Genomic DNA, 14,515 nt, shown 5'->3' with positions numbered 1-14,515 from the left:
ATCCGTTATGATTATTCATGAAGAACCGCTACAAGATTATGAAGAAGATTCAACAACGTGGATTGCTTTATCTGATATGATGACAGGTCTGATGGCGATATTTCTTGCCCTCGCTGTCGCCATTTTAGCAATGCAAAAAATGAAACGTGATGCGATTATTTTAAAAGTGTCAGAAAACCTTGAAAAATCGCTAAAAGAGCAAGGCTTAAATGTCAATGTTGATGAAAAAACAGGTCGCTTAATCGTATCAGACGAAACAAATTTTGAGTCTGGTAGTGCTTCATTAAGTTCACAGGGGCGTGCTGACTATACCAAAATTATGCCTATTTATGCTAAAGCTATCTTTGAGTTACCAGAAGAGCAACATAATGCGATTGACCGTATCATCATTGAAGGTCATACCGATAAGCAAGGAGGCTATGCATCTAATATGACTTTAAGTACCCAACGTGCTAATGCCATTTTAACCCATGTAGATTATATGCCTCATTTTACTTATAAAGACCAATTACTCAATAAATTAACCGCAGTAGGACGTGGTGAAAATGATGCTACAGGCACAGAATTTAACCCAAATCCAAAAGACCGCCGAGTAATTATCCGTTTTGAATTTAAAGATCATCAACTTGTTGAGAGTGTTAAAACTAAAATTCAAAATAATGAATAAATGAGTAGCAACGTTATGTTTAAGATTAACTTTTCATCTATTAATGCGGATAATATGCGTCCTTTTCGTTATACATCTATCTTTAATGTTAAGCCGTGGCAAGATTTGGATTTAAGTATTGTAAAAAAATTTAAGACCGATATTAAACTCTATGACCGTTGCATACAAAAGTTTGAAGCACTAAGTAAAAACACTATTCATGATTTTGATATTTTGGATATTTTAGCTTTATTGGTTATTCGTCATGATGGTTGGAATACACCTATTGCCAAAACTGTAGCACAACATTGGTGGCAATCAGTAATTAATCAACATGATAAAGAACAAGAGTTATTAACAACGCTTAATTTCCTTTTACAATATGAATATGATGATATTTCGCAACATTTTGGCAATGTAGTGGTTTTAGACCATCTAAAACAAACTTTAATTCAGGGTAAAAATCATCATTGGCAAGATACCACTTTAAAAACTGTTACATTAAGTATCTTAAAAAATGATGCTGAACATCTCGCACAATTTGCTTTAAAAGATAAAAAGCTCAGTATTCGAGAATTATCAAAGAGTTATCCTTTTATCATTCCTGACGACTTAAAACAGCGTGCAGGGGTATTTTGGTTAAATGCTTATCTAAAATTATCAGAGCAACAATTAACCGAATATAGTTCAACCATTCAAGCGTGGTTAAATGAACAAACTGATATTGATTTTGCAGTCAGCCGTGCTTGGTCAATTTTTGACAATCCGTATTTTAGTACAGACTTAATAAAACTTGAAAACCAAACACATAAATTTGGCGATATTTTTACATGGCTAAAACAATGGACAAATCAGCCTGATTTTAAACAAAAATTAGGGATTAAATATAATCAAATTCTCAACGCTTGGCTTGGTGCTGGTAATTATTATCAATTGAAAAAAATAATTGAAAAAATTTCCTCTATTAATAAAGAAAATATTATAGGAAAAACCAATAGAAGTGTTAGCCGATATTCATTTTGGGAAAATTATCAAACATATATTATTGATTTTTATTTAATTATTCCATCTTCAGAAATCTCAAAATATAATAATCTTGGTATTAGTGATATCATGGAACAAGTTAGATTTTATGACAGTTTTTCTGACACTAAAGAAAAATATCCTGTCATTATTTTGAAATTTGAACATTATTATTTTATTCAACCTTTAGTAGGTAAAGCACCTGAAGTTGATTTAATTATGACAACAGATTCTTTATCCATAAAAAATGCTCTAATTCAAGATAAGTTTAACATAAATTTAATTAAGCATATCCAACCTATACTCGTTCATGATCATTACCAAGATTGGCAATATGATGTAGAATATATTTTAGCTCGAGATTATTCTATTTTTAGTCGTAAAAATCCAAATAAAGTTATTAAAAAACCAGCCACAAAAGAGAGACCAAAATTATTAAAACTATGGCTAAATGACCTCTCTACAGCCTATAAAGCCAGCCCTGATAATATTAAACTATATGGTGAAAGCCTACGAACACATCAAATAATATAATTTTTACATGATAGCTATTTATCCGACTCTATATTATCTATTGGCTTCACCACCGATTCAAACACATCTTGCATAGAAATATTTAATTTTTCATGCAAATATAAATGGCTTTCGGTTAATAATGAATGCACTTGTGCATACCAAACATCATTTTGTTCATATTGCTGTAAACGATTAATTTCTTGCCAATTTGGGAAATGATATGGCAAAAGCTGAATAAATTCATATAAACTTAACTGTGCTAAATTACGGCATAACACATATTCATTTTGCTTGGTACTTTGAATAAATTGCTTATCTTGCAACACACTTAAAAACATCGGTGCATTTGCCAATTCCTTGCCTGAAAATAGCGTTAAAATTTCATCTTCCGTTACAGTTTGCCCTGTTTTTTGTTGATGATAAAACATCTGTAAAATATCTAAAATCACAAATAACGGGTGGCGTTGTGGATTTTGACTTGGGTGAAATACTGTCGCAGCATAACTAATTTGCACACCTAATAAAATCACATTCCACGACAAATAAATCCACAGTAAAAAAATCGGTAGTGCCGCAAAAGCACCATAAACCAATTCATAACTGGTAAAATTACTCATCGCCCAACCAAAAATATTTTTTAAAATTTCAAATGCAATCGCAGCAAAAATTGCCGCATAACCTGCTGATTTCCACGGTACATTACGATTTGGCAATGCCCAATATAAAAAGAAAAAGCCAACAATCGTTAATAAAAAAGATAAAACATCTAAAAAGAAACTAACATTAATCTGATAGCCAAACTGATTATTTAAAAAGCTAAATGATGCTAAGGTTGATGATAAAGCAAATGCTGTCCCTAATAATAAAGGTCCAAGCGAAACAATCGTCCAATAACGCATAAAACCAAATTCACGACTTTTTTTCACTCGCCAAATACGATTAAACGCATCTTCAATCGCCATAATCATCAAAATAGTGGTTACAAATAAAAAGATACTACCAATGACCGTTAAATTGCTTGATTTTTCTGCAAAATTACTCAACATTTGTTCAAAAGCAATCGTCGTTTTAGGCAAAAAATTACTATAAATCCAGTTTTGTAATTGCTGACGTGCAGGCTCTAAGGCTTTAATCGATGACACAATCGCCAAAAAAATCGTTAGCATTGGCACCACAGAAAATAATGTGGTATAGGTTAATGAACTCGCTTGCTCACTACAACGGTCTTGTAGAAAACGGCGAACCACAAAAATAATAAATTGAATGCTAGGGCGATGAAATAATGTATGTTTTTGAATACGTTCCCACATAAAAACAATAACTCTTGCTACTTGCTAAAGGGTATATTAACAGAATATCACATTGAAAGCATGACTTATTCGCCCTATAATGTTTGCTGATTAGACAATTTCACGGAAAAACGATGCAAACTTACATCTTAGTGCTGTATTATAGTAAAACTGGGGCAACCAAAAAAATGGCTCATCTGATTGCTGATGGCATTGAAAGCATGGGCATTATGGCTAAAATTCGCACCGTACCCGCTATTACTAACGTTACACAAGCCTTAGAAAGTAGTATTCCAGATACTGGCGATTTATATTGTAGCCTAGATGATTTAGCCAACTGTGCAGGTTTAGCGATGGGTTCGCCAACTCGTTTTGGTAATATGGCAAGTGAATTAAAATATTTTTGGGATAGTACCACTGCCTTATGGCTCAATGGTGCATTGCATGATAAACCTGCTTGCGTTTTTACCAGTTCTGGAGCTATGCACGGCGGGAATGAAATGACTTTAATGACCATGTTTCCACCATTATTACATCATGGCATGATGATTTTAGGTTTAAACAATCAAAATCCAGCATTATCGCACACAAAAACAGGTGGTACGCCTTATGGTGCGAGTCATGTTAGTGGTGCACAACATCAAAATGACATCAGTGAAGATGAGAAAAGATTATGTATTGAACAAGGTAAACGTTTAGCAATGATAATTAAAAAGTTAGCGAATTAAATCATTAATCTTCGTAACAATCTTCGCCTTTATACGGTTCAGCTTGTGGTGAGTCTTGCGTTGCAATACGATATTCATCACTCGCCCACGCCCCTAAATCAATCAATTTACAACGTTCTGAACAAAAAGGACGTGATGGATTATTTGCCCAAGTAGTTTGTTTTTGGCAATGTGGACAGTTTAAAACAGTCATCTTATTGATTTTCCTGTAAAACTTGTTGTTGCACCAACTCAATCAACTGTCGTGCAATCGTGCCTTGTGCAGGTAAACCTACTGTTACAGGTTGTGTTAAATCAATCCATTTTGCATCTGCAATTTCATCGGCTTGCACCTGAATGTCGCCACTTTCATAATCAGCAATAAAACCCATCATTAACGAATTAGGAAATGACCATGCTTGACTAGCGATATATTGTAAGTTTTTGATTTTAATACCACTTTCTTCAAAAACTTCACGATGAACCGCCTGTTCTAAAGTTTCGCCCACTTCCACAAAACCTGCTAAAACTGTATAAAATGGCTGTTGATGACGTGCATGATGAGCCAACAAAATATGATGTTCACGGCGTACCGCTACAATAATACACGGACTAATGCGTGGAAATAATAAATGCTCACACGCTGCACAATACATGGCGATTTGTTTGCAATCTAAAGTTTGTGCTTGCCCACAACGCCCACAAAAACGATGCGTTTGTAAAAAATGTTGTAAACCTACCGCACGGTTAAAAAGCTGAAATTCTTCTATAGGGCGATAAAGTTGTGAACGTAAAGATTGATAATCTAAACTTTCATCAATGTCTAATAATAAATGTACAGGATAACCCTTATAATCAGCAATTTTTAAATAAGGCTGCTGTTGATATTGCCATTGCTGTGCTGTCCCAAATGGAATCGCATCATTGGGTAAATATAATGAAAATTGTTTAACGTTTAACCAATAGGCAACATCACTCATTACATTTCCTTTAACATCTGTACACGTTGCATAATTTTTTGATAAATACCTTGTGTATCTAAACCACAATCTTGCAACATTTCTTCATGTGTGCCTTGCTCTAAAAATTCATCAGGCAGACCAAGATTTAAAATAGATTTCACGACATTATGTTGTGCTAGACATTCATTAACTGCACTGCCTGCCCCACCCATAATAGCGTGTTCTTCTACTGTTACCACTAAATCACTGTTTTGTGCTAATTCAAGTGTTAAATCCACATCTAAAGGTTTAACAAATCGCATATTGGCAACCATTACATTTAAACCTTGTTGATGTAATAATATCGCAGCTTGTATCGCAGGATAAACTCTGCTACCAAAAGCTAAAATACTGATATTTTTATTAAGATCTTGATGTTTTAAACTACAAACAATTTCGCCTTTACCAATCGGCATTAACTCAAAATCCTGCTGAATTTGCACGCCAACGCCTGCCCCACGTGGATAACGCACCGCTGTACAACCTTGATAATGATAGGCTGTATGTAACATTTGACGACATTCATTTTCATCTTTTGGAGCAAAAATCACCATATTCGGCACAGTTCGCATATAGGCATAATCAAATGCCCCTGCGTGAGTTGCCCCATCTTCGCCGACCAAACCAGCACGGTCAATCGCAAAAGTTACATCTAAATTTTGTAAGGCAACATCATGAATCAGTTGATCATAACCACGCTGTAAAAAAGTCGAATATATCGCCACTACAGGCTTTAAGCCTTCACACGCCATACCAGCACCTAGAGTTACTGCGTGTTGTTCCGCAATCGCCACATCAAAAAAGCGGTCTGGGAATTTTTTGGCAAATTGCACCATGCCCGAACCTTCACACATCGCAGGTGTAATGGCTAATAATCGGCTGTCTAATTCTGCTTCATCGCACAACCATTGTCCAAACACATCGGAATATTTTGGAGCAGTTGTCGGATTTGATGGTGCATTGATTTTACTTAACGCATGATATTTAATCGGATTTTGCTCGGCAGGAATAAAACCCTTACCTTTTTGCGTATAGACATGAACTAAACGTGGACCTTTACGTTTTTTAATTGCGGTTAAAACTTGTCCTAATTGTGCTAAATTATGTCCATCAAATGGTCCAAAATATTCAAAACCAATGGCTTTAAATAAATTATCAGGCTCATCAGTCGCTGATTGATGTAAACGCTGAGTAAATTGCCAATCTGGGTGATTTTGGATAAATGGTTGTCCATCATCATCAAGGCAAATACTTTGTTTATTTTCCCATAAACGAGCTAAATGTTGTGCAAATCCACCTGTACTACAGGAAATCGACATATCATTATCATTTAAAATGACCAGCAAATCTGCCTGATGTGCTACAGCATCATTCATTGCTTCAAATGCCATACCTGCAGTCATTGCACCATCACCAACCACACACACCACTTCACAAGGTTTTTGTAAATGACGGCGAGCCAATGCCATGCCTAAACCAGCAGAAATTGCCGTTGATGAATGCCCTACGCCAAAAGTATCGTATTCAGATTCAGTGCGTAATGGAAATGCTCCCAGACCATTTTTTGCACGAATATTAATAATTTGCTCACGGCGACCTGTTAAAATTTTATGTGGATAGGCTTGATGCCCCACGTCCCAAATTAAACGGTCATCTGGCGTATTAAAATAATAATGTAGAGCAATAGTTAGCTCAATCACGCCTAAATTTGCCGCAAAATGTCCACCGCTTTGTGCTGTAGCATACAAAACATACTGACGTAACTCATCAGCCAAATCAATCAATTGATTTGGTGTTAATTGGCGTAATTGATTAGGACTATCAATACTGTCAAGCAATGGCGTAACTGGACGATGAGTTGGAAGTTCAGAATACATATCTACAGCCTTTTACGACCTAACAAAAGAAGAGAAATTTTTCTTTTGCGGGTGGGCAAATCTATTTTATAAAAGCACGATATTATGACATAAGAATGCCCGAGTATGAACTGTATTTAGCAAAAAATAATAAATTAGATTGCTAAATAATGTAAACTACATCTCTAAAATAAACGTTACAGGTCCATCATTGACTAAACTCACTTGCATATCTGCCGCAAAAATGCCTGTTTGTAAATTTGGTAACAAACTTTGGGCGTATGCAACGGTTTGTTGAAATAACTGCTCTGCTTGTTGCGGTGGCATAGCAGGGGCAAAATCTGGGCGTAAACCTTTGTGGGTATTTGCCATTAAGGTAAATTGTGAAACCAATAAAATATTGCCATTGACCTGTTGCACATTTAAACCCATTTTGCCTTGTTCATCATCAAAAATACGATATTTTAAGATTTTATCTATCATTTTTTGGGCAATATGAATATCATCGCCATCAGCCAACGCCAATAACACTAAAATACCTGTTTGAATTTCACCCACAATTTGCCCATCAACGCTGACATTTGCGGATTTCACACGTTGTAAAACTGCTTTCATTTGATTTTCTCTTTTTTAAAATTAAATGTTATTGTATCGTTTTATTTTAGCGATTATCAATCATTTAGCAATTCAATTCATGTGAATGTGGCTTGATAGAATTTATAAACTATTAATATGTAAAGATAAATTATAATTGATAAACACTATTTCGATAAAAGATTATCAAAAGTGTGTAGTACATACTCAAATCACTGCTAGCAACAACAGGTTTTTGATAATGACATATCGTCAGCACTAACATTACATCATTTTAAACTCATCATAAGTTATTGATTTTGTGTTTTGGTAAATGATTATTCATCTATACAAAATACAATATTTTAAATAATATCAATATGTTATGATTTAAAGTTGGGAATGGAATTAACATTATCTTTTCTCATTCATTTATGCTAAGATGTATGCAGGTATTCATAGTTACTTTTTTGATTTGTGTGCTAATAATCTCATCAGTCATTATAAATACCTTTTCACTTATTGCACTTAGATTGTAATTTAAGAATTAAATTATTCAATTCATCATAAATCATTTAAAAAGTTTGATGTGGAGGCGATGATGAAACAGCCTGTGCGTGTTGCCATTACAGGGGCAGCTGGACAAATTGGTTATAGTTTATTATTTCGTATTGCAAGTGGCGAAATGTTAGGTAAAGACCAACCTATTATTTTACAGTTATTAGAAACAAATACTGAGCGGACGCAACGTACTCTAAAAGGTGTGATGATGGAAATGGACGATTGTGCTTTTCCATTATTGGCTGGTATGATTGGTACCGATGACCCTTATGTTGCATTTAAAGATGTAGATTATGCATTATTAGTTGGTGCAAAGCCACGCAGTGCGGGTATGGAGCGTAGTGATTTATTGCTTGAAAATGCTAAAATTTTTATTGAGCAAGGAAAGGCTCTTAACGCTGTTGCCAAACGTGATGTAAAAGTTTTGGTTACAGGAAATCCTGCAAATACCAATGCATATATTGCCATGAAATCTGCACCAGATTTACCCGCTAAAAACTTTACTGCATTATTACGCTTAGACCACAATCGTAGTTTAACGCAACTTTCACAAAAATCTGGGGTTGCCGTAAAAGACATTCAAAATTTTGTAGTATGGGGTAATCACTCACCAACCATGTATGCAGATTATCGTTTTGCAACGGCTAATGGACTATCACTTAAACAGTTGATTAATCATGATGCATGGAATGTTGATGTGTTTTTGCCGAAAGTTGCACAACGTGGTGCAGAAATTATTGCAACACGTGGTTCATCATCTGCAGCATCAGCAGCCAATGCGTCTATCGACCACATTCGTGATTGGGCTTTAGGTTCACAAGGTCAATGGGTTACAATGGGCGTACCATCTGATGGTTCTTATGGTATCCCAGAAGGTTTGGTATTTGGTTTTCCTGTTATTACTCAACAAGGCGAATATCAAATTGTGCAAGGTTTAGAGATTGATGAATTTAGCCAACAACGTTTGAATATAACCTTGCAAGAATTAATCGAAGAACGTCAAGCTATTGAACATTTATTGCAATGTGAATAATGCTCTGTCCTATAAGTTGTTATGATATTTGAATTGCTTATAACTGATCAACTAGATGTAAGGGTGAAAAATTTTTACCCTTACAATTTTACTTTTTAAAATATAAATCAATTTTGTGTATAATATCAGCCTATTTAAAAAATTATTGAGTAATATTATGGCTGAAAAACCGACCATTTCTTTACGTTATCAACTACAGTTAAATGAATTTCAAGAAGCCTTTCGTATTGCGAGTTTTGGGCAAAAAGGTGTTATGGCGTGGACGACCACCATTTTAGCTACTTTGTTGATGTTATGGGGCTTTAAACTCGGTTTTGATAATGGTGGAAAATTTTATATCATTTTTGGTGCTATGTTTTCGGTTATGCAATTAATTATTCGTTTTTATTTAGTACCCTTGATGTTTAAACGCCAATTTATCAAGATGCAATTAGATAAAAAAACACAAGGTATTGATTTATATCAACAAAATTTTTATGTTGCCAATGAACGTGGGCAATATTATCCTTATCAAGATGTGAAAAAAACGGCTGAAGGACAATCATGCTATGTGTTAGAATTAAAAAATCATGTAGCGATTATTGTACCAAAACGTACCTTAGATACAGAGCAACAAACTATTTTTAAACAACAATTTAATATTCGTTGATGATGAATAAAACTACATTTAAAGCAAAGTTATTAAAAATCAGTAAAGAACTTATCTCTTTTGTACTGATTTTTGTGTTGATATATAGCATACTCAATTGGTGGCGACAACCTGAGATGCCTGATAGTCCTGTACTTCAATTACAAGATTATCAAGGACAAATGATTGATTTACAACAATTAAGTGAAGATAATGCAGTCTTGGTTTATTTTTGGGGTGCATGGTGTCATGTATGCAAACATACTACGCCAACGGTACAACAATTAGCCCACTCATCATCGGTAGTAAGTATTGCAGTACAATCTGGTAACGCACAAGAATTGTCGCATTATTTACGTAAAAATAAAATTGGTTTGCAAACGGTTAATGATGAATATGGAGAAGTTTTTGCAATGTGGCAAGGGCAAGTTACACCATCCTATTTGATTCTAAAAGATGGAAAAATGGAGCAAGGTTTTGTTGGGATACAACCGCTATGGGTATTAAAATTAAGAATGTGGTGGGCTGATTTGTAAATAGGGTTGATATTTATAGGCTTTAGTGCTATGTTAGCATAAGATTTTACAACTTATTAAAGGTATATTAATGGATATTTATGTAAGCATTCCCAATGAATTTGGTCAGCAAATGGCAATCCATGATATTGAAAAATTGTTAAAATTAAATTTTATTATTGACCAATATCACCAAGGAAATGTGAGTTTAAAACAATCTTATCAATGTCTTAATATGAATGAAGTTGAATTTCTCACGGCTTGTCATGAACGTGGTGTGGCTCATCAAACTTATGTTGATGAACAAGAGTTTGAATTAGAATTTAACCAAGTATTACAACATTATCAAGAAAAAACTGTAAGATTATGATTATTTTGCGATAGCTCGCCACTCATCGCATTGGCGTGTTGTTAATCATTAACACTATTGGAACAATTATTTGATAAAGTTTATATTACAAAATGGGTTTATAATGAAATTTGCCAAATTGGAAAACCATTTTATGTAGAATTATCAGCCTATTTTCTGATAAAATTTATGATGATTTTACACTAAATGATAAAGATAATTTATTGTCTAGATTAGATATTGGTGAGACAAGCAGTATCTTGCTTTATCAATATTTAAATGCGGATTATTTATTAATTGATGAACGAAAAGGACGAGCAATATGCAGTCAATTAGATATTCATATCATTGGTAGTTTAGGTATTTTATTACTAGCGAAACAACAGGGGTTAATTCAAAATATTAAACCTTTGATTTTAAAGTTAAAACATAGTCCAGTATTTTTTGATGAGTTATTATTAAAAAAAGTACTCATAATGGCAGACGAATATTAATTTGCAATTACGAACAAATAAGGCATATTCAATTTCAATACGCCTTATTCTTAAATTTCATTAAGTTCTAAAAAAATATTCACGATAATAACGCAATTCACTAATCGAATCTTTAATATCATCTAAGGCTAAATGTGTTGCTTGTTTTGATAAACCTTGCATGATTTCAGGTCGCCAACGTTTAGCTAATTCTTTAACTGATGATACATCTAAGTTGCGATAATGGAAATATTGCTCTAATTCAGGCATTTCACGATGCATAAAACGGCGGTCTTGGCAAATAGAGTTACCACACATCGGTGATACTTTGGCATCGACCCATTTGCGTAAAAATTCTAAAGTTTGTTGTTCAGCATCACGTGTAGTTAAACGGCTACGGCGTACACGTTCCGTCAGACCTGACTCCCCATGTTGACGAGTACACCAGCTATCCATGGCATTGAGTACAATATCAGGTTGATGAATAGCCAACACAGGACCTTCCGCTAAAATATTCAAATGGTCATCGGTAATGACGGTAGCGATTTCAATAATTTTATCATGATCGGTATCTAAACCTGTCATTTCAAGGTCAATCCAAATTAAACGTGTTTGTGGTGTGCTAGCCATTTTTCATTTCCAATGATTAAAATGGATATATTAACAAATTTTGATAGGTTTCGCTTGTGTTTTAAGCTAAAATAGCATTTATTTATCATCAATTTACAATATTATATGGCTATTATTCGTAAACGACGTTTAACTGAGCAACAACAACGTCGTATTCAACAGCAACAACAACGCCAAGTGGTGCAAGAAACAGGTGTTGAAATTGAAGGTTTGATTGTACAGCATTATGGGCGTCAATTAGAAGTGAAAGTGCTTGCTTTACCTGAGCAAATACCTGAAAAACCACAACAAAATGATGGATTTTGGAAAGAAATTGAATTAGGCGATATTTGGCGTTGCCATACTCGAACTAATTTAGAAGCATTGGTTACAGGCGATAGAGTACGTTTTTTAGCTGACTCTGTATCTGGTTTAGGTGTGATTACAGCATTGCACCCACGTCAATCTTTACTAACACGTCCTGACCGTTATCATAAAATTAAACCTGTAGCGGCAAATATTAGCTTGATTGTGGTGGTGTTTGCCCCCTTACCTGAAGTTGCACCGATGTTAATTGACCGTTATTTAGTGGCGAGTGCTGAAGCGAATATTAAAACATTATTGTTGATGAATAAAGCAGATTTAGTACAAGCTGATGATAATATTTTAGAGCTTGTTCAACAATATCAACAACTTGGGTATGATACTTTAATGTGTCAAGCTGATGGCGATTTAAGTGAATTAAAGCAAAAATTACAAGGGCAAACAGTAGCTTTTGTGGGACAATCTGGTGTAGGCAAAAGTACTTTAATTAATGCTTTAGTACCTGAAGCACAACAAGAAACTAACGTAATTTCAGAAAATTCTGCATTAGGACAGCATACAACAACATCAACCCGTTTAATTACTTTTGGTGAACATAGTGCCTTAATTGATTCACCAGGGATTCGTGAGTTTGGTTTATGGCATTTGACTTTGGATAAAATTAAACTCGGTTTTCCTGATATTCAACCGTTCTTAGGTGATTGCCAATTCCGTAATTGTACACATACACATGAAAAAAATTGTGCTTTAAAAAATGCGGTAGATAATGGTCAAATCTTACCACGTCGTTTAGAAAGTTATTTACGATTGTTAGCGGAAGTTGAAAATATATAATAAATAACAATAATTTATGGAATATTTATTTTCAATAATATTTTATAGAGGCTAAACTATAGTTAAAAATAGTTTAGCAGATGTTGTTGTATAAGCAAAATTTGTTATTAGCTTGTATTATCAATTCGATTGATGATAAAAATTATTGATAAAAATATCCCCATCATCAGCAAAAAGAAGTACAATAAAGCAATTTTATATTGAAATACATAGGCAGATTATGCGTTCTTTATCTACCCAAAATCCTGAATTTAAACAACAATTTGCTGATTTATTGGCATTTGAAACGGTGAATGACCCACAATTATTGCAAACGGTCGATAAAATCATCGCAGATGTGCGTAAAAATGGCGATGCGGAAATTTTAGCTTTAACCCAACAATTTGACCAACACCCTGCAAAAACCTTTGCGGAATTGGAATTATTGCAAGCAGATTTAAAAAATGCCTTTGATGGTTTGGCTGATGATGTGCGTCAAGCGTTAGAATTGGCGAGCCAACGTATTCGTAAATTCCACGAAGTGCAAAATCAAGGCGGTTGGACATTTGTTGATGATTTAGGCAATACTTTAGGACAAAAAGTAACGCCTCTAGACCGTGTCGGTATTTATGTACCAGGGGGATTAGCATCTTATCCATCATCAGTCCTCATGAATGCTATTCCTGCTCAAGTAGCAGGTGTGGGTGAAATTATCATGGTTGTGCCAGCACCGAAAGGGGAACTCAATCCATTAGTCTTAGCGGCAGCGTACTTAGCTGGCGTACATCGTGTATTTACCATTGGCGGTGCTCAAGCAGTCGCAGGTTTGGCGTATGGCACAGAAAGCATTCCCCGTGTGGATAAAATCACAGGACCGGGCAATCGTTTTGTAGCAGCGGCAAAACGTGCAGTTTTTGGGCAAGTCGGTATTGACATGATTGCAGGACCATCAGAAATTTTGGTCTATGCGGAAACTGGCAATAATGCTGAATGGTTGGCGATGGATTTATTGTCGCAAGCAGAGCATGATACCGTTGCTCAAGCGATTTTAATTACACCTGATGAAAACTTGCTCAATGATGTCATGGCATGGATTGAAAAGCATTTAGAGAATTTACCAAAAGCGGAGATTGCTCGTACATCAATTGCTAATCGTGGGGCGTGCATTTTAGTCAAAGACCGTGCCGAAGCCATTGAATTAATTAATAATGTTGCTCCAGAACATTTACAACTTTGCGTGGCGAACGCTCAAGAGATGGCAAATGAAATTCGTCATGCAGGGGCGATTTTTATGGGTGCATTTACCCCAGAAGCGATTGGCGATTATTGTGCAGGTCCGAACCATGTATTACCAACATCAGGCACGGCTCGTTTTTCATCACCATTGGGCGTGTATGATTTCCAAAAACGTTCAAGTTTAATTATGTGTAGCGAACAAGGGGTAAAACAGTTAGCAAAAACGGCTGATATTTTGGCTCAACAAGAAAACTTAGATGCTCATGCTCGTTCGGCTCGTTATCGTTATGATAAATAAGCATTCTAAATAATTGATGTCGTGTAGGGGCGGAAGATTTTCCGCCTGTACCAATCCGAATGATG

General features: G+C 34.9%; 16 protein-coding genes. 10 read left to right on the top strand and 6 right to left on the bottom strand.

What is annotated here, in order from left to right; genetic code table 11:
• Positions 1–7 precede the first annotated feature (7 nt).
• Both LU301_RS00520 and LU301_RS00515 read left to right on the top strand, forming a co-directional pair.
• Positions 8–667 (top strand): OmpA/MotB family protein, encoded by a 660-nt coding sequence (locus LU301_RS00520; protein ID WP_305271489.1) that lies wholly within the window; start codon positions 8–10, stop codon positions 665–667.
• Positions 668–682: 15 nt separating this feature from the next.
• On the top strand, positions 683–2,203 hold the full coding sequence (locus LU301_RS00515; RefSeq protein ID WP_305271486.1) for a hypothetical protein: 1,521 nt from the start codon (positions 683–685) through the stop codon (positions 2,201–2,203).
• A gap of 14 nt (positions 2,204–2,217) precedes the next feature.
• Here LU301_RS00515 and LU301_RS00510 read toward each other — a convergent pair whose 3' ends face one another.
• Positions 2,218–3,495 (bottom strand): YihY family inner membrane protein, encoded by a 1,278-nt coding sequence (locus LU301_RS00510; protein ID WP_305271484.1) that lies wholly within the window; start codon positions 3,493–3,495, stop codon positions 2,218–2,220.
• Positions 3,496–3,608: 113 nt separating this feature from the next.
• Here LU301_RS00510 and wrbA point away from each other — a divergent pair, with 113 nt between their 5' ends.
• Complete coding sequence (wrbA, locus tag LU301_RS00505; RefSeq protein ID WP_305271482.1) at positions 3,609–4,202, top strand: NAD(P)H:quinone oxidoreductase; 594 nt, start codon at positions 3,609–3,611, stop codon at positions 4,200–4,202.
• A gap of 4 nt (positions 4,203–4,206) precedes the next feature.
• Here the strand turns inward: wrbA and LU301_RS00500 are convergent, their stop codons facing one another.
• The 4 genes from LU301_RS00500 to dtd all read right to left on the bottom strand — a co-directional run bounded on the left by LU301_RS00500 (position 4,207) and on the right by dtd (position 7,653).
• Positions 4,207–4,395 (bottom strand): DNA gyrase inhibitor YacG, encoded by a 189-nt coding sequence (locus LU301_RS00500; protein ID WP_305271480.1) that lies wholly within the window; start codon positions 4,393–4,395, stop codon positions 4,207–4,209.
• A 1-nt stretch (position 4,396) separates the two neighbouring features.
• Positions 4,397–5,161, bottom strand: a complete 765-nt coding sequence (gene nudC, locus LU301_RS00495) for an NAD(+) diphosphatase (protein WP_305271477.1) — start codon at positions 5,159–5,161, stop codon at positions 4,397–4,399.
• Positions 5,161–7,059, bottom strand: a complete 1,899-nt coding sequence (gene dxs, locus LU301_RS00490) for a 1-deoxy-D-xylulose-5-phosphate synthase (RefSeq protein WP_305271474.1) — start codon at positions 7,057–7,059, stop codon at positions 5,161–5,163. Before dxs ends, nudC begins: the two co-directional genes overlap by 1 nt.
• Before the next feature lie 156 nt (positions 7,060–7,215).
• Positions 7,216–7,653 carry a D-aminoacyl-tRNA deacylase gene (gene dtd, locus LU301_RS00485; protein ID WP_305271471.1) on the bottom strand — a complete coding sequence of 146 codons (438 nt, stop codon included), beginning with the start codon at positions 7,651–7,653 and terminating at the stop codon, positions 7,216–7,218.
• Positions 7,654–8,212: 559 nt separating this feature from the next.
• Here dtd and LU301_RS00480 point away from each other — a divergent pair.
• From LU301_RS00480 to LU301_RS00460, 5 genes are all read left to right on the top strand, one after another.
• The gene (locus tag LU301_RS00480; protein WP_305271468.1) at positions 8,213–9,205 is read left to right on the top strand and encodes a malate dehydrogenase; all 993 of its coding nucleotides are present in this window, start codon (positions 8,213–8,215) and stop codon (positions 9,203–9,205) included.
• Positions 9,206–9,362: 157 nt separating this feature from the next.
• Positions 9,363–9,854 (top strand): YcxB family protein, encoded by a 492-nt coding sequence (locus LU301_RS00475; protein ID WP_305271465.1) that lies wholly within the window; start codon positions 9,363–9,365, stop codon positions 9,852–9,854.
• Entirely contained in the window at positions 9,854–10,369 is a 516-nt protein-coding gene (locus LU301_RS00470; RefSeq protein ID WP_305271462.1) for a redoxin domain-containing protein, read from the top strand. The genes LU301_RS00475 and LU301_RS00470 overlap by 1 nt, the downstream gene beginning before the upstream one ends.
• A 70-nt stretch (positions 10,370–10,439) precedes the next feature.
• Positions 10,440–10,718, top strand: coding sequence for a UPF0175 family protein (locus LU301_RS00465; protein ID WP_305271459.1), 279 nt, complete (start codon positions 10,440–10,442; stop codon positions 10,716–10,718).
• A gap of 203 nt (positions 10,719–10,921) precedes the next feature.
• Positions 10,922–11,191 carry a PIN domain-containing protein gene (locus LU301_RS00460; protein WP_305271456.1) on the top strand — a complete coding sequence of 90 codons (270 nt, stop codon included), beginning with the start codon at positions 10,922–10,924 and terminating at the stop codon, positions 11,189–11,191.
• Between the two features lie 60 nt (positions 11,192–11,251).
• Here LU301_RS00460 and orn read toward each other — a convergent pair whose 3' ends face one another.
• Positions 11,252–11,800: an oligoribonuclease gene (orn, locus tag LU301_RS00455; protein ID WP_305271453.1), complete on the bottom strand. Its 549-nt coding sequence runs from the start codon at positions 11,798–11,800 to the stop codon at positions 11,252–11,254.
• A gap of 105 nt (positions 11,801–11,905) precedes the next feature.
• Here orn and rsgA point away from each other — a divergent pair, with 105 nt between their 5' ends.
• Both rsgA and hisD read left to right on the top strand, forming a co-directional pair.
• A complete protein-coding gene (rsgA, locus tag LU301_RS00450; protein ID WP_305271451.1) occupies positions 11,906–12,937 on the top strand; it encodes a ribosome small subunit-dependent GTPase A in 1,032 nt (343 codons plus the stop codon).
• A gap of 220 nt (positions 12,938–13,157) precedes the next feature.
• Positions 13,158–14,450, top strand: a complete 1,293-nt coding sequence (hisD, locus tag LU301_RS00445) for a histidinol dehydrogenase (RefSeq protein WP_305271448.1) — start codon at positions 13,158–13,160, stop codon at positions 14,448–14,450.
• Positions 14,451–14,515: the final 65 nt, after the last annotated feature.

It is taken from the genome of Moraxella sp. ZY210820 (assembly GCF_030674635.1).
GTDB lineage: Bacteria > Pseudomonadota > Gammaproteobacteria > Pseudomonadales > Moraxellaceae > Acinetobacter.
This window is presented reverse-complemented; position numbering and strand designations above follow the sequence as displayed.

Bases quoted from the DNA above. Each gene is read 5' to 3' on its own strand.
- LU301_RS00465 (WP_305271459.1), top strand. From the start codon at position 10,440: ATGGATATTTATGTAAGCATTCCCAATGAATTTGGTCAGCAAATGGCA.
- LU301_RS00510 (WP_305271484.1), bottom strand. From the start codon at position 3,495: ATGTGGGAACGTATTCAAAAACATACATTATTTCATCGCCCTAGCATT.
- nudC (WP_305271477.1), bottom strand. From the start codon at position 5,161: ATGAGTGATGTTGCCTATTGGTTAAACGTTAAACAATTTTCATTATAT.
- LU301_RS00480 (WP_305271468.1), top strand. From the start codon at position 8,213: ATGAAACAGCCTGTGCGTGTTGCCATTACAGGGGCAGCTGGACAAATT.
- LU301_RS00475 (WP_305271465.1), top strand. From the start codon at position 9,363: ATGGCTGAAAAACCGACCATTTCTTTACGTTATCAACTACAGTTAAAT.
- LU301_RS00500 (WP_305271480.1), bottom strand. From the start codon at position 4,395: ATGACTGTTTTAAACTGTCCACATTGCCAAAAACAAACTACTTGGGCA.
- LU301_RS00520 (WP_305271489.1), top strand. From the start codon at position 8: ATGATTATTCATGAAGAACCGCTACAAGATTATGAAGAAGATTCAACA.
- orn (WP_305271453.1), bottom strand. From the start codon at position 11,800: ATGGCTAGCACACCACAAACACGTTTAATTTGGATTGACCTTGAAATG.
- LU301_RS00470 (WP_305271462.1), top strand. From the start codon at position 9,854: ATGATGAATAAAACTACATTTAAAGCAAAGTTATTAAAAATCAGTAAA.
- LU301_RS00515 (WP_305271486.1), top strand. From the start codon at position 683: ATGTTTAAGATTAACTTTTCATCTATTAATGCGGATAATATGCGTCCT.
- hisD (WP_305271448.1), top strand. From the start codon at position 13,158: ATGCGTTCTTTATCTACCCAAAATCCTGAATTTAAACAACAATTTGCT.
- dxs (WP_305271474.1), bottom strand. From the start codon at position 7,059: ATGTATTCTGAACTTCCAACTCATCGTCCAGTTACGCCATTGCTTGAC.
- dtd (WP_305271471.1), bottom strand. From the start codon at position 7,653: ATGAAAGCAGTTTTACAACGTGTGAAATCCGCAAATGTCAGCGTTGAT.
- wrbA (WP_305271482.1), top strand. From the start codon at position 3,609: ATGCAAACTTACATCTTAGTGCTGTATTATAGTAAAACTGGGGCAACC.
- rsgA (WP_305271451.1), top strand. From the start codon at position 11,906: ATGGCTATTATTCGTAAACGACGTTTAACTGAGCAACAACAACGTCGT.